Origin of the sequence: Gymnodinialimonas ceratoperidinii (genome assembly GCF_019297855.1) — a bacterium.
GTDB lineage: Bacteria > Pseudomonadota > Alphaproteobacteria > Rhodobacterales > Rhodobacteraceae > Gymnodinialimonas > Gymnodinialimonas ceratoperidinii.
On record NZ_CP079194.1, the window covers coordinates 2,679,745 to 2,698,320 of the forward strand.

Sequence of the window (18,576 nt, forward strand, 5' to 3'; positions counted from 1 at the left end):
CGTTCGGGCGGGTTTTTTGTGGGCTACCCGCGCATCTCGCTCGGCACCTTGCCCGGCGACGCCCCGCCGTGATCGCCGCCTGCCACAGTCAGAAAACGTCCACCCCCGGCAGGGTCCAGACCGCCGAGGGTTTCGCTAAAACGGATCAAGTGCTCATGTCATCTCGACCGCGGCACCTTGGTTAACAGACGAGTGTGAACATAGCGTTAACGCCGCGTGGATTTACCTTCGGTCCGAGAGGGGCGCCGTAGCGCGCGCCTTCAGTGGCCAGCCTCACCCGCCAACCCCACCGCGCGCATGACGGGCGCGATGGCATAGGTCACGATCGGGATGAGGATCATCCCCAGAAGCAGGCCCAGAACGCCGTCGATCGCAGCCTTGACGGACCATTCGATGGCACCGTTCTCGCCGCCCGCACTGTGCGCGATCCCCTCGATCCAATGCTCCGGCCCGTGCCAGCCCATCTCGGCCAGACCATGCACGATGATCGAGCCGCCAACCCACAGCATCGCCGCCGTTCCGACGATCGTCAGCCCGCGCAGGAAGCCGGGCATGCCACGCACGATCAGCTCTCCGATCTTCTGGGTCGCACCAAGACGCCCCTTGGCCGCCATGTGCAGGCCCAGATCATCGGCCTTCACGATGATGGCAACAGCGCCATAGACCAGCACCGTGATGCCCACGGCCACAACGGCCAGCGCCCCGGCACGGAACCAGATGTTGTCTGTCTCAAGCGCGGCCAATGCGATGGTCATGATCTCTGCGGACAGGATGAAGTCCGTCTTGATCGCGCCCTTCACCTTCTGCTCTTCCAGATGCGCGCTGTCGACGCCCGCCGCCTTCACGGCAGCCGCCTCTTCCACGTCGTGATGCGCAGGAGAGAGCCAGTGGTAGACCTTCTCCGCCCCCTCGAAACACAGATAGGCCCCGCCGAGCATCAGTAGCGGCGGAATCAGCCATGGCGCGAAAGCCGAGAGCAGCAGCGCCACGGGCAACAGGATGATCAGCTTGTTGAAGATCGATGCGCGCGCGATTTTCCAGACGATGGGGATCTCTCGCTTGGCCTCGAACCCGTGCACGTATTTCGGCGTCACGGCGGCATCGTCGATCACGGCACCCGCCGCTTTCGCCCCCGCTTTCGCCGCCTGCCCGATCACGTCATCGACCGAGGCCGCAGCCACTTTTGCAATGGCTGCCACGTCGTCCAGTAGGGCCAGAAGTCCGCTCATGCTCTATCCTCAAATTTCGCGCCTGTCGCTATACTTACGCCATAGGCCAACCGCGTCCACCCACAGACGGTTCCGACCGGGCGCGCGCGCTCTCTGCGGCGTGTTAGCGCAATCATCCCATGTTTGCGCCACCGTTTACGCTAACATCAGGAAAATGCGGGTTTTTCGGGTTCCCAAACGGGGGGGCGACGCCCTATCGGTAACCCATCGACGCAAAGGAGATCCGCAATGACCATCACGCTCGGCATCAATGGCTTCGGCCGTATCGGACGCGCCACTCTTGCCTATATCGCCGAGAGCGCGCGCAATGATGTTCAGGTGGTCAAGATCAATGCGACGGGCCCGGTCGAGACCTCGGCCCACCTGCTCCGCTTCGACAGTGTCCATGGCCGCTTCCCCGGCGAAGTCCGGGTCGACGGCGACACCATGGACCTCGGCCGCGGCCCGATGCAGATGTTCTCCACCTATGATCCCGCCGAGCTGGATTGGGAGGGCTGCGACGTGGTGCTGGAATGCACCGGCAAGTTCAACGACGGCCACAAATCCGCGGTCCATCTGGAGCGCGGCGCCAAGAAGGTGCTGATCTCGGCGCCGGCCAAGAACGTCGACCGCACCGTGGTTTACGGCGTTAACCATCGCGACATGCTGGCTGACGAGCGCATGATCTCCAACGGTTCCTGCACCACCAACTGCCTCGCGCCGCTGGTGAAGGTGCTGAACGAGGCCATCGGGATCGAGCGTGGCATCATGACGACGATCCATTCCTACACCGGCGATCAGCCGACTTTGGACCGCCGCCACGACGACCTCTACCGCGCCCGCGCCGCCGCCATGGCGATGATCCCCACCTCCACCGGCGCGGCCAAGGCGCTCTCCGAAGTGATGCCGGAGATGGCCGGCAAGCTCGACGGCACCGCGCTGCGGGTGCCGACGCCCAATGTCTCCGCAGTGGACCTGACATTCGAGGCCGCGCGCGACGTGACGGTTAACGACGTTAACGAAGTCATGGCCGAGGCCGCCAATGGCCATATGGGCGCCGTGCTGGCCTATGACCCGCTGCCGAAGGTATCGGTCGACTTCAACCACACGACACCCTCCTCGATCTTCGCGCCTGACCAGACCAAGGTCGTCGGCGGCCGCACCGTGCGCGTGCTGGCATGGTACGACAACGAGTGGGGCTTCTCGGCGCGCATGGCCGATGTCGCAGGCGCCATGGGTCGTCTGGTTCATTAAGCTGCAGCGCATCGCCTAGGGCGCTTAGCGGAAGCGATAGCGAAGCCGCACGATCAGGTGGGAGCCCACATCCCACTGCACTGTAGATCTGTCATCTCGCCTGACAGATCCTTCGGCTTTTCTTCTTTACCACGCGCCAGCCCTCCCCCACTCTGACCAGCATCAGATGCCAGGAGGGCGCCCCGATGACCGACGAAACCTATCTTCTCAAAGCCGAAGAGATCGCCGCGATGGAGGGCTTGGCGAAGACGCACTTCCTCAATCAGAACGCGACGCGGATTAATAAATCACTGGGTGACGCGACTGGGCTGACAGGCCTCGGCATTCACCTGATCGAAGTCGCGCCGGGCGCCGAGACCACCGAATATCACGTCCATCATTTCGAGGACGAGGCCGTCTACATTCTGGAGGGCAGTGGCACGGCCACCATCGGCGAGACCGACCATCCCATCAGCCCGGGCGATTTCATCGGGTACCGCAAGGGCGGTCTGGCCCATACAATCGTGAACACCGGCTCCGAGATGCTGCGCATTCTCGTGATCGGTCAACGGCTTGCCCATGATGTCGGCGATTATCCCCGCAAAGGTCAGCGCATCTTCCGCAACGAAGGGCTGCCGTGGGATCTGGTCCCCTCCGACGCCATGACCCATCCGCAGGCTGGCGCCAAGAAATAGCCTTCCGCCCGCGCCCGCGCCGTGGCAGGTTCCACGCCGATGACCAATACGCTCGCCATCTGGATCGTTATCGTGATCGCCGCATTCATTGCGGTCGATGCCGTGATGCTCGACTATACAATGTCGCTCTTTCTCGCCCGAAAGTTTGCCGACCTGCTCAACTGGATGGCATTCTGGCGCTGAACAAGCTGCCCCTTCCCAAGTTGCTTTTCTCAGGTTAAGACGCACATGTTAACGCTAACACCACAAGAAACGTTAACGCGACACCCATAGCCCGAGCCGAGCTGCTGCCCTCGGTATCGCCCGACCCCGCCGCAGTTTGCGGCAGCCAAGCAATAGGAGTCTCCCCATGGCCGTCAAAGTCGCCATCAACGGATTTGGACGCATCGGACGCAACGTGTTGCGCGCGATTATCGAATCTGGTCGCACCGATATCGAGGTCGTCGCGATCAACGACCTCGGCCCGGTCGAGACCAATGCCCACTTGCTGCGCTACGACAGCGTGCACGGCCGCTTCCCGGCCACCGTGACCACGACCGAGACCACCATCGACGTGGGCCGCGGCCCGATGGAGGTCACCGCAATCCGCAACCCCGCCGACCTGCCTTGGGGTGACGTCGACGTCGTGCTGGAGTGCACCGGTATCTTCACCTCCAAAGAAGCCTGCCAGGCGCATCTCGAGAACGGCTCCTCCCGCGTGCTGATCTCGGCGCCGGGCAAGGACGCCGACAAGACGATCGTCTATGGCGTGAACCATGACCAACTGACCGCGGACGACATCATCGTCTCCAACGCCTCCTGCACGACCAATTGCCTCTCTCCGGTGGCCCACGTGCTCCATTCCGAGATCGGCATCGTGAAGGGCTTCATGACGACGATCCACTCCTATACCGGCGACCAGCCGACGTTGGACACGATGCACAAGGACCTCTACCGCGCCCGCGCGGCGGCCTTGTCGATGATCCCGACCTCGACCGGCGCGGCAAAAGCGGTGGGGCTCGTCCTGCCTGACCTCAAAGGCAAACTGGATGGCGTTGCCATCCGCGTGCCCACCCCCAATGTCTCGGTCGTGGACCTGACGTTCGAGGCCGCGCGCGAGACCACGGTGGAAGAGATCAACGAAGCGATCCGCAAGGCGGCCAACGGCTCCCTGAAGGGCATCCTCGGCGTCACGGACGAGCCACTCGTGAGCTCGGACTTCAACCACGATCCGCATTCGTCGATCTTCGCCACGGACCAGACCAAGGTCATGGAGGGCACCATGTGCCGCATCCTGTCGTGGTACGATAACGAATGGGGCTTCTCCAACCGCATGAGCGACACCGCCGTCGCCATGGGTAAATTCCTCTGACTACGCAAAACCCCGGAGCGTCACCGCTTCGGGGCACCGTCGGATTCCGTACTTGGAAAAAGGTGAAGCGCGCATTTGATTCAAATTGAGCGCGCTCCCTTCATCTTTTCAAAAATACGGCCGTCGGAGACATCTAAACTCTTCCGATGTACCCTATCGCCGTGCGAATACATCGGCCGAATGGCACCTCAGGAGACTACCATGCGCTTCAATACCCTCGACGACATGGAGCTGTCAGGCAAACTTGTGCTGACCCGCGTGGATATCAACGTGCCTGTGGAAGACGGCAAAGTGACGGATGCCACACGCATCACGCGCATTGTGCCGACGATCAAGGACATCCTTGCCAAGGGGGGGCGCCCGGTGATGCTGGCGCATTTCGGACGGCCCAAGGGCGAATATGTTCCGGAGATGAGCCTGCGGGTCACCCTTCCCGCATTGGAGGAAGCCTTCGAGCAGGAGGTCACCTTCATCGAGAGGCCGGACCGCGAGACGCTGGACGCGTTGCCGGAGGGGACGATCACCTTGATCGAGAACACGCGCTTTTCGGCCATGGAAGAGGCGAATGATCCGAAGATGGCGAATTTTCTGGCGTCGCTTGGTGACGTCTATTGCAACGACGCTTTCTCTGCCGCGCACCGGGCCCATGCCTCGACCGAGGGGGTGGCGCGGCTGCTGCCGGCCTGCGCCGGGCGGTTGATGGAAGCGGAGCTGAAGGCCCTGAACGCCGCGCTTGGTACGCCCGAGCGTCCGGTGACGGCCGTGGTCGGGGGGGCGAAGGTCTCGTCCAAGCTGGAGCTGCTCAGCAACCTGATCGAGAAGGTCGACCACCTCGTGATCGGGGGCGGCATGGCCAATACCTTTCTGGCGGCACAGGGGCATGGCGTCGGCAAATCGCTCTGCGAGCATGACCTGACCGGCACGGCTCGCGAGATCATGGTGAAGGCGGAGAAGACGGGCTGCGCGATCCACCTGCCGTCCGACATCGTCGTGGCGCGCGAGTTCAAGGCCCACGCGCCCTCCGAGACCCTGCCCGCCGACGCCTGCCCCGAGGACGCCATGATCCTCGACGCGGGCCCCGACACGGTCGCCGCCTTCATCAAGCTGCTGGAGAGCACCGAGACGTTGATCTGGAATGGCCCGCTTGGCGCCTTCGAGATGGCGCCCTTTGACACCGCGACCGTTGCCGCGGCCAAGGCGGCGGGCAAGGTCACGGCCGAACGGGGGTTGATCTCCGTCGCGGGCGGGGGCGACACGGTGGCGGCGCTGAACCATGCAGGCGCGGCCGACGACTTCACCTATATCTCGACCGCCGGTGGCGCGTTTCTGGAGTGGATGGAGGGCAAGACCCTGCCCGGTGTCGCCGCCCTGGAGGCCGCGAAGGGCTGAGCACGACCCTGATAGCGCAACCATGATGGACGCATCGTCCCTAGCCCCTTAGACCGCCTTCAACAGCATTGGAGGAGCACAAAATGGGCAACGTCGATCAAGTCGCACAAATGCAAAAAGGCGCGGGTTTCATTGCCGCGCTGGATCAGTCCGGTGGCTCCACGCCCAAGGCGCTTAAGCAATATGGTGTCGATGAAAGCGCCTATCGCTCCGAAGCGGAGATGTTCGACCTGATCCACGCCATGCGGACGCGGATCGCCACGGCGCCGGCGTTCACCGGGAAGAAGGTGATCGGCGCCATCCTCTTCGAGATGACGATGGACCGCGAGATCGACGGCGCTCCGGCGGCGGAATACCTTTGGGCCAAGCGAGGCGTTGTGCCGTTCCTGAAGATCGACAAGGGACTGGAGGCGGAAGCCGACGGGGTGCAGATGCTCAAACCGATGCCGGATCTTGACGCCACGCTGGACCGCGCGGCGGGCAAGGGTATCTTCGGCTCCAAGGCGCGTTCGGTCATCGCAAAGCCGAATGCGCAGGGCATCAACGCGAACGTGGCACAGCAGTTCGAGGTCGGCGCGCAGGTGCTCGATCACGGACTGGTGCCGATCATCGAGCCGGAAGTGCTGATCAACGCGCCGTCGAAGGCGGAGGCCGAGCAGCTTCTGCGCGACGCTTTGCTCAACGAATTGGACCGGATGTCAGGCGACCGGCAGGTGATGCTGAAGCTGACCCTCCCCGAGGAGCCGGACTTCTACGCGCCGGTCATCGCCCACCCCAAGGTGATGCGCGTCGTGGCGCTTTCGGGCGGTTACAGCCGGGATGAGGCGACGGGCAAGCTGGCCGCCAACCACGGCATGATCGCCAGCTTCAGCCGCGCCCTGACCGAGGGCCTTTCCGCGCAGCAGGATGAGGCTGCGTTCAACGCCCGCCTGGAAGACGCGATCACGAAGATCCACGCCGCCTCCGTCACCTAGGCGCAGGCGGGTTTTCCACCACGAAATGTGGGGGATTCCCAAAGCCCGAGGAATATGCGAATCTGTCTGCGACGGGCCCGCCAGAGGCCTGCGAGCATGGCCGTCTTGGCCTAGAGGCAGAAATCATGTTGCGAACTCAATCCTTCACCCGGGTCATCTTGCCGTGCGTCCTGTTGTTTGTGGGGCTCTACTTCACCTTCATGGCGGTGCAGGGCAGCAACGGCTTGTTCCAACGTATTCAAGTGGAAGCGGAGCGCGACAGGCTGACGGAAGAGCTTGCGGCACTGCGGCTGCAGACCGAGCGGATGGAGATCCTGACCCGCCGGCTCTCTGACGATTACCTCGATCTGGACCTTCTGGACGAGCGCGCGCGCAGCGTGTTGGGATATGTTCGCCCGGACGAATTGATCCTGCCCTAGCCGAATGCGCCTGCGGGTCTGAGGCCTTACGGCATCGATGCGCAAAAATTTTCGAGCCAACAAAGCTGCAAGCTGCTGAAGATTAATGGCTTTTCCTGCGCAGCCGCAGGGAAGCGCCCCTGCGTCAGCATTACCCCAAGACTCCCGGCCAAACCTCTGCTAGAAATTGGTTCAACGTTAAACTATTCCCGGCTGGAAGAGGAGTGGCGCGCGATGGCTGCACGCAAGACGACCGAAAAGACAGGCTCGAAAGCCAATGTCTCTGCCGAGGATCTCAAGAAATATTACCGTGAGATGCTCTTGATCCGCCGCTTTGAAGAAAAGGCAGGCCAGTTGTACGGCATGGGCCTGATCGGCGGCTTCTGTCACCTCTACATCGGTCAGGAAGCGGTCGTCGTGGGTCTGGAGGCTGCGGCTGAGGAAGGCGACAAGCGCATCACTTCCTACCGCGACCACGGCCACATGCTGGCCTGTGGCATGGACCCCAAGGGCGTCATGGCCGAGCTCACGGGCCGCGAGGGCGGTTATTCGAAGGGCAAGGGCGGCTCGATGCACATGTTCTCGAAAGAGAAGCATTTCTACGGCGGCCACGGCATCGTCGCGGCACAGGTGCCGATCGGCGCGGGTCTGGCCTTTGCCGACAAGTACCTCGGCAACGACCGCGTGACCTTCACCTACTTCGGCGACGGCGCGGCCAACCAAGGCCAGGTCTACGAGGCCTACAACATGGCCGAACTCTGGGCCCTGCCCTGCATTTTTGTCATCGAAAACAACCAGTACGCCATGGGCACCTCGACCCAACGCTCGACCAAGTCGCCCTCCTACTGGGAACGCGGCGCGGCCTACGGCATTCCGGGCGAGGAAGTCGACGGCATGGACGTTCTGGCGGTGAAGGCCGCGGGCGAGAAGGCCGTCGCGCACTGCCGCGCAGGCAAAGGCCCCTACATCCTCGAGATCAAGACCTACCGCTACCGCGGCCACTCCATGTCGGACCCGGCGAAATACCGAACCCGCGAGGAGGTGCAGGAGATGCGCGAGAAGCGCGATGCGATCGAGAACGTGCGCCAGATGCTGCTGACCGGCGGCCATGCCTCCGAAGACGATCTCAAGGCGATCGACAAGGAGATCAAGGAAATCGTCAACGAATCCGCAGAGTTCGCCAAGGAAAGCCCCGAGCCCGCGCTGGAGGAGCTCTGGACCGACATTTACGCCGAAGAGGCACCGCAAGGGGAGGCTGTGTAAATGGCTGTAGAAATTCTGATGCCCGCCCTCTCCCCCACGATGGAAGAAGGCACGCTGGCCAAATGGCTGGTGAAGGAAGGCGATACCGTTCAATCGGGTGACATCCTGGCCGAGATCGAGACCGACAAGGCGACGATGGAATTCGAGGCCGTCGATGAAGGCGTGATCGGCAAGATCCTCGTCGAAGAAGGCACCGAAGGCGTGAAGGTGAACACCGCCATCGCGATCATCGGGGAAGAGGGCGAGGACATGTCCGAAGCCTCTGCGTCCTCAGATGAGAAAGCCGCGCCCGAGCAGGAAGACAAGAGCGCCGATACGGCCGAGAAGCCTGCCCCCTCGGCCTCTGCGCCTGCCGCGCCCAGGGCCGACACGACGCCGGACTGGCCCGAAGGCACGACGATGAAGACCCAGACGGTGCGGGAAGCCCTGCGCGACGCCATGGCGGAAGAGATGCGCGCCGACGAGGCGGTCTTCGTGATGGGTGAAGAGGTTGCCGAGTACAACGGCGCCTACAAGATCACCCAGGGAATGCTGGACGAATTCGGCGACAAGCGCGTGATCGACACGCCGATCACCGAGCACGGTTTCGCCGGTATCGGAGTCGGCGCGGCCTTTGGCGGGTTGAAGCCGATCGTGGAATTCATGACCTTCAACTTCGCCATGCAGGCGATCGACCACATCATCAACTCAGCCGCCAAGACGCTCTACATGTCCGGCGGCCAGATGGGCGCGCCGATGGTCTTCCGGGGCCCCAACGGCGCCGCCGCCCGCGTGGGCGCGCAGCACTCCCACGACTACGCGACCTGGTACAGCCAGGTGCCCGGCTTGAAAGTGGTGATGCCCTACTCGGCCGCCGATGCGAAAGGCCTGCTGAAAACCGCGATCCGCGACCCCAACCCGGTCGTGTTCCTTGAGAACGAGATCCTCTACGGCCGCTCGTTCGAAGTGCCGGACATGGATGATTTCACCATCCCCTTCGGCAAGGCCAAGATCTGGCGGGAAGGCACGGACCTGACCATCGTCTCCTTTGGCATCGGCATGACCTACGCGCTGGAAGCGGCCGAGAAGTTGGCCGAGGAAGGCATCGAAGCCGAGGTGATCGACCTGCGCACCCTGCGCCCGCTCGATTACGACACGCTGCTGGCCTCGGTGATGAAGACCAACCGCTGCGTGACCGTGGAGGAAGGCTTCCCCGTCTGCTCGATCGGCAACCACCTGTCGGCCTACCTGATGCAGAACGCTTTCGATTACCTCGACGCGCCGGTCATCAACTGCACCGGCAAGGACGTGCCGATGCCCTATGCGGCCAATCTCGAGCGCCATGCGCTGATCACGACCGAAGAGGTCGTGGAGGCCTGCAAGCAAGTGACCTACAGGTAGGATGAGCTGATGAAGGTCAGCCCACTCTGTAGCCGCGATGGGGGCCGTGAACTTTACCTCACGGCCCGCGTCGATGCGCAAAAGTACCGCCTGACGCTGCCCGCCGCGATGCTGGATGACACCTGCGGCGACACGTCGAGCGAGGCTACGCGCAAGGCTTGGGTCAAAGATAACATGCCTGACGTCCAGGCGACGTTGACGGCGCGGATTTCGGACGCATCGGTCCGCGCGCCTTACACCAGAATTCTCGTCGAGGAGATCTCCTGATGCCCATCGAACTGCTCATGCCCGCCCTTTCTCCCACGATGGAAGAAGGCACGCTCGCCAAATGGTTGGTGAAGGAGGGCGACACTGTCTCTGCCGGTGATCTGCTTGCCGAGATCGAAACCGACAAGGCCACGATGGAATTCGAGGCCGTCGACGAGGGTATCCTCGGCAAGATCCTCGTCGAGGAAGGGACCGAGGGCGTCAAGGTGAACACCCCCATCGCCCTGATTGGCGAAGAGGGCGAGGATTTCTCGGCGCCTGCGGGCGATGCTTCCAAGAAGGACAAGGACGATGAGGGGGATGGTTCCTCGGATGCCGCTTCTGGCGGTGGCGCTGACGCAGGCGCCCCCGCGAAGGGCTATGGCCGGGGCGATACGGAAGCCTCGGAGAGCAGCTCGGGCCCTGCCCCCGCCGCCTCCAAGAATGCCGATGGCGCGCGCATCTTCGCCTCGCCGCTTGCGCGCCGGATTGCGGCGGACAAGGGGCTGGACCTTAGCCAGATCAAGGGCTCCGGCCCCCGCGGCCGGATCGTGAAGGCCGACGTGGAAGGCGCCAGCGCGGCCCCGAAGGCAGAGACCTCTGCCGCGAAAACCGAGGCGCCGAAGGCGGCCGCGGCATCGGGCGGCGGTGCCATGCCCACCGGTCCGAGCGCCGAGCAGGTTCTCAAGATGTACGAGGGTCGCGATTACGAAGAGGTCAAGCTCAACGGGATGCGCAAGACCGTCGCCGCGCGCCTTACCGAGGCCAAGCAGACGATCCCGCATTTCTACCTGCGCCGCGACATCCAGCTCGACGCGCTGCTGAAGTTCCGCTCGCAGCTCAACAAGCAGCTGGAAGGCCGGGGCGTGAAGCTGTCGGTGAACGATTTCGTCATCAAGGCCTGCGCCTTGGCGCTGCAACAGGTGCCGGACGCCAATGCCGTCTGGGCCGGCGACCGGATCATCAAGCTGACGCCTTCGGACGTGGCCGTGGCCGTCGCCGTGGACGGCGGCCTGTTCACGCCGGTACTCAAGGACAGCGATACGAAGTCCCTGTCGGCTCTGTCGTCCGAAATGAAAGACCTTGCGGGCCGGGCGCGTGACGGCAAGTTGCAGCCCCATGAATATGTCGGCGGCTCCTTCGCGATCTCGAACCTCGGGATGATGGGGATCGAGAACTTCGACGCGGTCATCAACCCGCCCCACGGCGCGATCCTCGCGGTCGGCGCGGGCGTCAAGAAGCCCGTCGTGGGCGATGATGGCGAGTTGACTGTGGCCACCGTGATGTCGACCACGCTGTCGGTCGATCACCGGGTCATTGACGGGGCGCTTGGGGCCGAGCTGCTGGCGGCGATCAAGGAGAACCTCGAGAACCCGATGGTCATGTTGGCGTGAGGCCTCTCAGCGAGGGGCCAGCCCCTCGCGCTCCCCACCGTACTGGTGAAAAGATGAAGGAGGGGCGTCGGTATCACCGGCGCCTTTTCACGTTTGGGTCGTCACGTCGCGCCACTCTCCCGGGGCGAGGCCGGTGATGTCATGGGGGCCGATGGAGAAGCGGACGAGGCGGATGACGGGGAAGCCCACCGCGGCGCACATGCGGCGGACCTGGCGGTTGCGGCCTTCGGTCAGGGTCAGGCGGAGCCATGTATCGGTGATGGATTTTCGCACCCTCACGGGGGGATCGCGGTCCCAGATCCAATCAGGCGTCTCGGCAGTTTCCGCCTCGCACGGGGCTGTCTTGCCGTCCTTGAGGGGCACGCCGGCGCGCAATCGCGCGAGTGCCTCCTCATCGGGAATGCCTTCCACGAGGGCGTAGTAGACCTTAGGAGATTTGTACTTCGGTGAGGAAATCCGTGCCTGGAGACTGCCGTCATCGGTCAGGAGCAGGAGGCCTTCGCTGTCGCGGTCAAGCCGCCCGGCGGCATAGACCCCTTTCGGCAGGCCCAGTTGGTCGAGTGCCGGCCAGCCCCCTTCCGAGGTGAACTGGGACAGCATGTTCATGGGCTTGTTGACGGCGATCAGCATGGCCTGTCCTTCCCTTCTCGGTGCGTGTCAGCGTGATGTCGCATCATGGGATGCCAGCCATTTCTTCGGCGCGAGCGCACGCCATGTGCGGCGCAGGCGTGCCTCGGCCCAATCGCGTTCGATCTTGCCGCCGGCAACGAGAATGAGGCCGGTGTTCACGTAGTGATCGTGGATGACAAAGGTCTCGGGTGCGGCGGCCATGAGCATGTCGCGCTCTTCCGCCGAGCCCTTGAAGATCGCCGCGTCGATGTAGGGCGACCACCAGCACCAGAGCTTGCCGTGGGCCTTCAGGTTCGGGTTGCCCCAGGATACGGCGTCTTCGACCTTCGGCAGGTCCAGCGACAGGGCGAAGGCGCGGAGTTCCGGCCAATCGCGGATCGGCTCGCTCATGGCCGCGTCCGCCGGATCGGGGCGGGGGTCAATGGGCCTCGGCCCAATTCGCGCCCTGCCCCGCGTCCACCGTGATCGGGACGCTCAGATGCACCGCCGGGTCGGCGGCGCCTTCCATCACGTCGCGGGCGCGGGCGATGAGCGCGTCGGTGGCATCCTCGTCCACCTCAAAGACCAGTTCGTCGTGCACCTGCAAGAGCATCCTGGCGGGCAGGTCGGCGATGGCATCCTCCATCCGGATCATCGCGCGGCGGATGATGTCGGCGGCGGTCCCTTGAATCGGCGCATTGATCGCGGCGCGCCCGGCGAAGCCCGCGCCGGGGCCCTTTGCGTTGATCTCGGGCGTGTGGATCTTGCGGCCGAAGAGCGTCTCGACATAGAGGTTTTGCTTCGCGAACTTCTTCGTCTCGTCCATGTAGGTCCGGATGCCGGGGAAACGCTCGAAATAGCGGTCGATGAAACCCTGCGCCTCGGCGCGCGGGATGCGCAGGTTGCGCGCAAGGCCGAAGCCGGAGATGCCATAGATCACGCCGAAGTTGATCGCCTTGGCCTGTCGGCGGACGTCGGGTGTCATCTCGTCGAGCGGCACGCTGAACATCTCGGAGGCGGTGGCCGCGTGGATGTCCTGACCGTCCTTGAACGCCTGTTTCAGCGCGTCGATGCCGGCGATATGGGCGAGGATGCGCAGCTCGATCTGGGAATAATCGAGCGCGACCAGCACCTTGCCGGGCTCTGCCACGAAAGCCTCGCGGATCCGACGGCCCTCTTCCGAGCGGATCGGGATGTTCTGCAGGTTCGGATCGGTGGAGGCCAGACGGCCGGTGTTGGCGCCCGCAATGGAGTAGGAGGTGTGCACGCGGCCGGTATCGGGGTTGATGTGGTCCTGCAGCGCGTCGGTATAGGTCGATTTCAGCTTCGACAGCTGGCGCCAGTCCAGCGCCCGGCCCGGCAAGTCGTGCTCGGTCGCGAGATCTTCGAGGATATCGGCCCCGGTGGAATATTTCCCGGTCTTGCCCTTCTTGCCGCCCTGCAGGCCCATGCGGTCGAACAGGATCTCGCCCAATTGCGCGGGCGAGCCGACGTTGAAGCTCTCACCCGCCAGTTCGTGAATCTCGGCCTCCAGCCCCGCCATCTTCTGGGCGAAGGCGTTCGACATGCGGCTGAGAACCTCGCGGTCGACCTTGATGCCTGAGCGCTCCATCCGTGCCAGCACGGGGACCAGCGGACGCTCCATCCGCTCGTAGACGCGGGTCACGCCGACGTTGTGTAGCTTGGGCTTGAAGAGCTTGTGGAAACGCAGGGTGATATCGGCATCTTCCGCGGCATAGGGGGCCGCGTCGGCAATCGGGACACGGTCGAAGGTGATCTGGGATTTTCCGCTTCCGATCAGGGACTTGATCGGCAGAGGCGTGTGGCCAAGGTAGCGTTCCGAGAGGCTGTCCATGCCGTGGTTGTGGAGGCCCGCATGGAGCGCGTAGGACAGAAGCATGGTGTCGTCGATCGGGGCGACGTCCACGCCGTAATTGGCCAGCACCTTGACGTCGTATTTCGCGTTCTGCGCCACCTTCAGGACGGCCGGATCCTCCAGCATCGGCTTGAGCATTGCCAGCGCCTCCTCGAACGGGATCTGCCCCTCGGCGAGGGCGGTGTCAGCGAAGAGATCATCGCCGCCGCCCCGATGCAGAAGCGGGATGTAGCAGGCCTTCCCCGGCTCGACGCAGAGTGAGACGCCCACCAGCTCGGCCGTCATTTCGTTGAGCGAGGTCGTCTCGGTATCGAAGGCCACCGTGCCACGGGCGGTGGCTTGATCGATCCAGGCCTGCAATGTCTTAACGTCGTTAACCACCTCGTATCCGGCGTGGTCGATCGGCGGCAGCTCGGGGGCGTCCTGGGCGGCGGGCGCTTCGGGCTCCACGATGGCCGGGGGCTCCACGCCCGCCCGGTCGGCGATGCGCTTGGTGAGGGTGCGGAACTCCATCTCGGCGAGGAAGGCCAACAGGACTTCGGGATCGGGATCACGGACTTCGAGCGAGTCGATCGGGTCCTCAAGCTCCATGCTGTCATCGAGCAGTACCAGCTGCCGCGACAGGCGGATCTGGTCGGCGTGGTCGATCAATGTCTGGCGCCGCTTGGGCTGCTTGATTTCCTCCGCCCGCGCCAGAAGCGTCTCGAGATCACCGTATTCATTGATCAAAAGCGCCGCCGTCTTGATGCCGATGCCGGGCGCGCCGGGCACGTTGTCGACGCTGTCCCCGGCCAGCGCCTGCACGTCCACGACCCGTTCGGGACCGACGCCGAATTTTGCCTCCACCCCTTCGCGGTCGATGCGGAGGTTCTTCATCGCGTCGAGCATTTCGACCCCGTCGCCGACCAGCTGCATCATGTCCTTGTCCGAGGAAATGATCGTGCAGCGCCCCCCTGCTTCCCGCGCCTGACGGGCGTAGGTGGCGATGATGTCATCGGCCTCGAACCCCTCCATCTCGATGCAGGGAAGGTTGAAGGCGCGCGTCGCGTCGCGGGTCAACGGAATCTGCGGGCGCAGGTCCTCGGGCATGGCGTCGCGGTTGGCCTTGTACTGATCGTAAAGCTCGTTGCGGAAGGTATGGCTGCCCTTGTCGAAGATGACGGCGGCATGGGTCGGCGCATCGGGGCCGGTGTTGGCCTCGATCATCCGGTGCAGCATGTTGCAAAAGCCCGCCACGGCGCCGATTGGCAGGCCGTCGGACTTGCGCGTCAGCGGGGGCAGCGCGTGATAGGCGCGAAAGATGAAGGCGGAGCCATCCACGAGGTGAAGGTGATGCCCTTTTCCAAATGCCATATGCACGCTCCTGACCAGATTGCGGGGCGGCGCGCCCCGGTTCGTTCGTTCTAACCCGTGCAAGGAAGCGCCGCGACCGACATTTTCAATGCGCGGCGCTCAATGTCGGAAAAAACCTTAACGGCGTTAACCAAGGCCGGCGCGCCAGAGCGAGAGCCGCACCGCGTAGGGCGTCGGCGTCCAGAGCCCCATGGGGATGCCCGCCTCGCGCAGAACGCGGCCGACCCAGGTGTTGCAGGTCCGCAGGATGTGGAAGCGGCCTCGCGCCTCGACGAAACCGGCGCTGGCGCGATGCCCTTCCGCCGCCACCCCAACCAGTTCGGGCGCGGCGGTGTCGGCGATCTCGGACAAGAGCGCCGTGTATTGCACCTCGGAGAGGCTGAGTTGCGGCACCTGCTCGAAAGCGATGCCGGGCGGCACGCTATCGACGCGCAGCACCGAGGCGTCGCCGGTCATCGCGCGCAGGGTCGCCCGCGCGGTCATGTCAGCCCACTCCGGCGTGGTTGTATAGAAGTCCCGCGCGCCCCATCCGACGATGAAATATCCGATACCCGCATCCGAGACATCGACGCCGCCAGCCTCGGCAAAGGAGAGCGCCGCGCGGGTCTCTGCCGTGGCGGGGAGCAGGAAATCGACGTGAATGGGTCCGTAGAGCAGCCCGATCTGCACGTCACCACCCGCGGGCAACGCGGCCGTGCGACCGGGGATCAGCCCGCCAAGGGCTGCCGCCGCAAGGTAGAGCGCCGCAACAAGAAAGGCCGCCCCGAAGAGGCGGCCCAGAACCTTGCCGACGCGGCGCGTCACTCAGAGATTTCCACGAAATCCTGATGGATAAATTTCTTGTCGCAGTAGCCACATTCGACGTGGCCCAGAACCGGGTCTATCAACAGCCATACGCGGGGATGGCCCAAGGCCCCCTCGCCGCCGTCACAGGCGACACGGACTGCGGTCACGATTTCGGTCTCGGGGGCGTCGATGCTCATCACGGGGGCTCCATCCAAAGTGCTTGGTTCAGGATATGGCAGAGGACCCGCGACCGGGCAAGTCCGCACGCGCGCGCGCGTCACGGCGCGCCCTGCCCCGCCGCCAATCAGTCCTTCGCCAGCATCCGTCCCAGGGGGCGGCCGCCAAGGATGTGCATGTGATAATGCGGCACCTCCTGCACCCCGTCGGCGCCCGCATTGGAGATCGTCCGGTAGCCGTTGCCATCCCCACCCGGAGAGACCTCGGCACAGACCTTCGCGGCAACCCTGTGGAAATCCGCGATCTCGGCGTCCGAGGCTTCGGCAGCAAAATGATCAAAGCAGACATAGGGCCCCTTGGGGATCACCAGCACGTGCAGCGGCGCCTGGGGATAGAGATCCGCGAAGGCCAGCGTATGTTCGCTTTCGGCCACCGTCTTGTTGGGGATTTCACCGCGCAGGATCTTCGCGAAAATGTTCTGATCGTCGTAGGAATAGGCCATCGTCGCCTCCTTCAGTCTGCAAAGAGATGTTGGGTTTCCGCCAGTTCACGGCCCACATCCTGATCGATATCGAAAAACTCCGCCAAGACGGCGCCGTTTTCCTCGGGCGAGCGCCATTCGCGCAGCCGCCAGTGATTGGTGAACTCGGCCTCTCGGATTTCGGTCTGCTCGTCAAGGAACTCGTGCCGCAAGGTCGGTAGCATCCGCTGCAGGACCTCGCTTGGCGTATCGTCGGTGGCCAAGCCCACGCGGTGGGCGTGGCCCACGAGATATTGATCGTCGAAGTTGCACTGCAGTTCGAGAATGCGGGCGTTGGCGCGGTCCGACATGAAATCGCGCATCAGGTCGAGGTTGGCGGGATCGAGGCAGATCACCAATTGCTCGGTCCCGTAATAGTCGAACAGCATCCGCATCAGCGCGCGGCGATGGCGGTTGCGCTTCTCCATCGTCCGCTCGATCCCGCCCAGATGCGGCACCCGGCAGCCTTCCTCGTCGAAGAGGTATTCGATCCCGCGCATGTCCAGCTTCTCGGACGAGGCCTTCAGGAGCCGCTTGGCAACGTGCCATTTCTTGCACACCAGCATGTAGAGGTCGCGGTCCGCGCCAAGGGTGCTCTCCCTCTCCCAGAAGCGCGTCCCGAAGCGTTTGCCCACCCGGCCCCGGCCGGTCAGGAAGGCGTGCAGCTTCGGGCCTTCGTTCGAGGTCGCGAAATCCTTGCGGTCGGAATGCCACAGCGCGCCCAACCGGTCCTTCAGCTGCGTCGCCTCGGCAGAAATCTTGCGCGCGAAGAGAAAATCCTGCGAAATCAACAGGTCGTACTGGTCGTTATAGAACGTCACCGGCATGCCGTAGTCGCTGAACATCTTGAACGTCAGCGTGCGGCTCTCGATCTCGCGCGAGGGGACGAGGTGGCGCACGAGGGTCTGGAAGAACGTCTCGTCCGGGATCCATGTGGTCTTGAAGAAGCGCACGACGTCCGGCCGCTGGCGGCAGAAATCGAGGATCGCCTCAATGGTATTGCGTCGCAGACACCACCATTGCGACCCGATCATCACCTGGATGTCGTCGGGGATCTTGCGCTCCAACCGCAGCTTCCGCTGCAGGTTGTAGGAGGCGTAGAACAGCTTCTTGTACTTCCGCTCGTTGAAGAAGTGCCGGTAGAAAAGACGCTCGCCCTTGAAGCCCGTCTTGATCCAGTCGGAGTTGAAGAAATCGAAGCTCTCGACATAGTCGACGTCGCGGTCGTCGAGGAACTTGTGCGCGTAAGCGGCGGATTTCACCGCGGCGCAATCGCCCGAGAGCATGTAGAAATGCGTGGCCTTGGGGAAGGCCTCCACCGCTGCCTCGATCGCGTGGAGCGTGGCTTGGCACAGCGACCACTCCCCCCACCCGCACTTGATCCGCTTCTTCGCGAAGGTCACGCCCGCGTTGTCGCCCAAGGCCGCCTGAAGCGCCGCGAAGTCAGCCGCCTTGGCGTTCGCGTCGAAGTGGATCGAGACATAATCGCCCGTCGCCGTCAGACGCTCGGCCTGCTGAATGATGCTCGGCGCATCCTTGTGACACAGGAGAATGAAGGCGATTTTTGCCATTCTAGAAACGATTGCCCCAGACCAACACGCATTGTTGCGACTTATTGTTAACTCATTAATACCTGAGAGAGATTGAAGCGACACCAATTCTTTGCAATTTATGTCTTAAGGCAGGGTAAAGACACGCCGCGGCAGTAGATAAGGTTACGAGCA

The 18,576-nt window shown here is 63.6% G+C and carries 19 protein-coding genes; 11 read left to right on the forward strand and 8 right to left on the reverse strand.

Annotated features, from left to right (window positions below):
- Positions 1-260: 260 nt before the first annotated feature.
- On the reverse strand, positions 261-1,229 hold the full coding sequence (locus tag KYE46_RS12940; protein ID WP_219001030.1) for a DUF808 domain-containing protein: 969 nt from the start codon (positions 1,227-1,229) through the stop codon (positions 261-263).
- Between the two features lie 228 nt (positions 1,230-1,457).
- Here KYE46_RS12940 and gap (KYE46_RS12945) point away from each other — a divergent pair, with 228 nt between their 5' ends.
- The 11 genes from gap (KYE46_RS12945) to KYE46_RS12995 all read left to right on the forward strand — a co-directional run bounded on the left by gap (KYE46_RS12945) (position 1,458) and on the right by KYE46_RS12995 (position 11,531).
- On the forward strand, positions 1,458-2,462 hold the full coding sequence (gene gap / locus KYE46_RS12945; protein WP_219001031.1) for a type I glyceraldehyde-3-phosphate dehydrogenase: 1,005 nt from the start codon (positions 1,458-1,460) through the stop codon (positions 2,460-2,462).
- Positions 2,463-2,647: 185 nt separating this feature from the next.
- Positions 2,648-3,136: a cupin domain-containing protein gene (locus KYE46_RS12950; RefSeq protein ID WP_219001032.1), complete on the forward strand. Its 489-nt coding sequence runs from the start codon at positions 2,648-2,650 to the stop codon at positions 3,134-3,136.
- Positions 3,137-3,175: 39 nt separating this feature from the next.
- Positions 3,176-3,319, forward strand: coding sequence for a hypothetical protein (locus KYE46_RS12955; RefSeq protein WP_219001033.1), 144 nt, complete (start codon positions 3,176-3,178; stop codon positions 3,317-3,319).
- A gap of 166 nt (positions 3,320-3,485) precedes the next feature.
- The gene (gene gap, locus KYE46_RS12960) at positions 3,486-4,487 is read left to right on the forward strand and encodes a type I glyceraldehyde-3-phosphate dehydrogenase (RefSeq protein WP_219001034.1); all 1,002 of its coding nucleotides are present in this window, start codon (positions 3,486-3,488) and stop codon (positions 4,485-4,487) included.
- A gap of 201 nt (positions 4,488-4,688) precedes the next feature.
- Positions 4,689-5,876 carry a phosphoglycerate kinase gene (locus KYE46_RS12965; protein WP_219001035.1) on the forward strand — a complete coding sequence of 396 codons (1,188 nt, stop codon included), beginning with the start codon at positions 4,689-4,691 and terminating at the stop codon, positions 5,874-5,876.
- Positions 5,877-5,959: 83 nt separating this feature from the next.
- Positions 5,960-6,850, forward strand: a complete 891-nt coding sequence (locus KYE46_RS12970) for a fructose bisphosphate aldolase (protein ID WP_219001036.1) — start codon at positions 5,960-5,962, stop codon at positions 6,848-6,850.
- 125 nt (positions 6,851-6,975) lie between these two features.
- The gene (locus KYE46_RS12975; RefSeq protein WP_219001037.1) at positions 6,976-7,269 is read left to right on the forward strand and encodes an FtsB family cell division protein; all 294 of its coding nucleotides are present in this window, start codon (positions 6,976-6,978) and stop codon (positions 7,267-7,269) included.
- Between the two features lie 213 nt (positions 7,270-7,482).
- On the forward strand, positions 7,483-8,511 hold the full coding sequence (pdhA, locus tag KYE46_RS12980; RefSeq protein ID WP_219001038.1) for a pyruvate dehydrogenase (acetyl-transferring) E1 component subunit alpha: 1,029 nt from the start codon (positions 7,483-7,485) through the stop codon (positions 8,509-8,511).
- Positions 8,512-9,891 (forward strand): pyruvate dehydrogenase complex E1 component subunit beta, encoded by a 1,380-nt coding sequence (locus KYE46_RS12985; RefSeq protein ID WP_219001039.1) that lies wholly within the window; start codon positions 8,512-8,514, stop codon positions 9,889-9,891.
- Positions 9,892-9,900: 9 nt separating this feature from the next.
- The gene (locus KYE46_RS12990) at positions 9,901-10,158 is read left to right on the forward strand and encodes a hypothetical protein (RefSeq protein ID WP_219001040.1); all 258 of its coding nucleotides are present in this window, start codon (positions 9,901-9,903) and stop codon (positions 10,156-10,158) included.
- Positions 10,158-11,531, forward strand: a complete 1,374-nt coding sequence (locus KYE46_RS12995) for a pyruvate dehydrogenase complex dihydrolipoamide acetyltransferase (protein ID WP_219001041.1) — start codon at positions 10,158-10,160, stop codon at positions 11,529-11,531. Before KYE46_RS12990 ends, KYE46_RS12995 begins: the two co-directional genes overlap by 1 nt.
- Before the next feature lie 87 nt (positions 11,532-11,618).
- Here KYE46_RS12995 and KYE46_RS13000 read toward each other — a convergent pair whose 3' ends face one another.
- From KYE46_RS13000 to KYE46_RS13030, 7 genes are all read right to left on the reverse strand, one after another.
- Complete coding sequence (locus tag KYE46_RS13000) at positions 11,619-12,161, reverse strand: pseudouridine synthase (protein ID WP_219001042.1); 543 nt, start codon at positions 12,159-12,161, stop codon at positions 11,619-11,621.
- Positions 12,162-12,188: 27 nt separating this feature from the next.
- On the reverse strand, positions 12,189-12,551 hold the full coding sequence (locus tag KYE46_RS13005) for an MmcQ/YjbR family DNA-binding protein (RefSeq protein ID WP_219001043.1): 363 nt from the start codon (positions 12,549-12,551) through the stop codon (positions 12,189-12,191).
- 28 nt (positions 12,552-12,579) lie between these two features.
- Complete coding sequence (polA, locus tag KYE46_RS13010) at positions 12,580-15,369, reverse strand: DNA polymerase I (protein ID WP_219001044.1); 2,790 nt, start codon at positions 15,367-15,369, stop codon at positions 12,580-12,582.
- A gap of 126 nt (positions 15,370-15,495) precedes the next feature.
- Positions 15,496-16,173 (reverse strand): DUF2459 domain-containing protein, encoded by a 678-nt coding sequence (locus tag KYE46_RS13015; protein ID WP_219001045.1) that lies wholly within the window; start codon positions 16,171-16,173, stop codon positions 15,496-15,498.
- Positions 16,170-16,352 carry a zinc-finger domain-containing protein gene (locus KYE46_RS13020; RefSeq protein ID WP_219001046.1) on the reverse strand — a complete coding sequence of 61 codons (183 nt, stop codon included), beginning with the start codon at positions 16,350-16,352 and terminating at the stop codon, positions 16,170-16,172. Before KYE46_RS13020 ends, KYE46_RS13015 begins: the two co-directional genes overlap by 4 nt.
- A 107-nt stretch (positions 16,353-16,459) precedes the next feature.
- Positions 16,460-16,834, reverse strand: coding sequence for a histidine triad nucleotide-binding protein (locus tag KYE46_RS13025; protein WP_219001047.1), 375 nt, complete (start codon positions 16,832-16,834; stop codon positions 16,460-16,462).
- An 11-nt stretch (positions 16,835-16,845) separates the two neighbouring features.
- Positions 16,846-18,423, reverse strand: a complete 1,578-nt coding sequence (locus KYE46_RS13030) for a DUF5928 domain-containing protein (protein WP_219001048.1) — start codon at positions 18,421-18,423, stop codon at positions 16,846-16,848.
- Between the last annotated feature and the right edge of the window lie 153 nt (positions 18,424-18,576).

What these genes read in the sequence shown, in the direction of transcription:
- KYE46_RS12955 (WP_219001033.1), top strand. Translation starts at nt 3,176, where the DNA reads ATGACCAATACGCTCGCCATCTGGATCGTTATCGTGATCGCCGCATTC.
- KYE46_RS12970 (WP_219001036.1), top strand. Translation starts at nt 5,960, where the DNA reads ATGGGCAACGTCGATCAAGTCGCACAAATGCAAAAAGGCGCGGGTTTC.
- KYE46_RS12985 (WP_219001039.1), top strand. Translation starts at nt 8,512, where the DNA reads ATGGCTGTAGAAATTCTGATGCCCGCCCTCTCCCCCACGATGGAAGAA.
- gap (WP_219001031.1), top strand. Translation starts at nt 1,458, where the DNA reads ATGACCATCACGCTCGGCATCAATGGCTTCGGCCGTATCGGACGCGCC.
- polA (WP_219001044.1), bottom strand. Translation starts at nt 15,369, where the DNA reads ATGGCATTTGGAAAAGGGCATCACCTTCACCTCGTGGATGGCTCCGCC.
- KYE46_RS13020 (WP_219001046.1), bottom strand. Translation starts at nt 16,352, where the DNA reads ATGAGCATCGACGCCCCCGAGACCGAAATCGTGACCGCAGTCCGTGTC.
- KYE46_RS12995 (WP_219001041.1), top strand. Translation starts at nt 10,158, where the DNA reads ATGCCCATCGAACTGCTCATGCCCGCCCTTTCTCCCACGATGGAAGAA.
- KYE46_RS13030 (WP_219001048.1), bottom strand. Translation starts at nt 18,423, where the DNA reads ATGGCAAAAATCGCCTTCATTCTCCTGTGTCACAAGGATGCGCCGAGC.
- pdhA (WP_219001038.1), top strand. Translation starts at nt 7,483, where the DNA reads ATGGCTGCACGCAAGACGACCGAAAAGACAGGCTCGAAAGCCAATGTC.
- KYE46_RS13025 (WP_219001047.1), bottom strand. Translation starts at nt 16,834, where the DNA reads ATGGCCTATTCCTACGACGATCAGAACATTTTCGCGAAGATCCTGCGC.
- KYE46_RS12990 (WP_219001040.1), top strand. Translation starts at nt 9,901, where the DNA reads ATGAAGGTCAGCCCACTCTGTAGCCGCGATGGGGGCCGTGAACTTTAC.
- KYE46_RS12950 (WP_219001032.1), top strand. Translation starts at nt 2,648, where the DNA reads ATGACCGACGAAACCTATCTTCTCAAAGCCGAAGAGATCGCCGCGATG.
- KYE46_RS12975 (WP_219001037.1), top strand. Translation starts at nt 6,976, where the DNA reads ATGTTGCGAACTCAATCCTTCACCCGGGTCATCTTGCCGTGCGTCCTG.
- KYE46_RS12965 (WP_219001035.1), top strand. Translation starts at nt 4,689, where the DNA reads ATGCGCTTCAATACCCTCGACGACATGGAGCTGTCAGGCAAACTTGTG.
- gap (WP_219001034.1), top strand. Translation starts at nt 3,486, where the DNA reads ATGGCCGTCAAAGTCGCCATCAACGGATTTGGACGCATCGGACGCAAC.
- KYE46_RS12940 (WP_219001030.1), bottom strand. Translation starts at nt 1,229, where the DNA reads ATGAGCGGACTTCTGGCCCTACTGGACGACGTGGCAGCCATTGCAAAA.
- KYE46_RS13005 (WP_219001043.1), bottom strand. Translation starts at nt 12,551, where the DNA reads ATGAGCGAGCCGATCCGCGATTGGCCGGAACTCCGCGCCTTCGCCCTG.
- KYE46_RS13000 (WP_219001042.1), bottom strand. Translation starts at nt 12,161, where the DNA reads ATGCTGATCGCCGTCAACAAGCCCATGAACATGCTGTCCCAGTTCACC.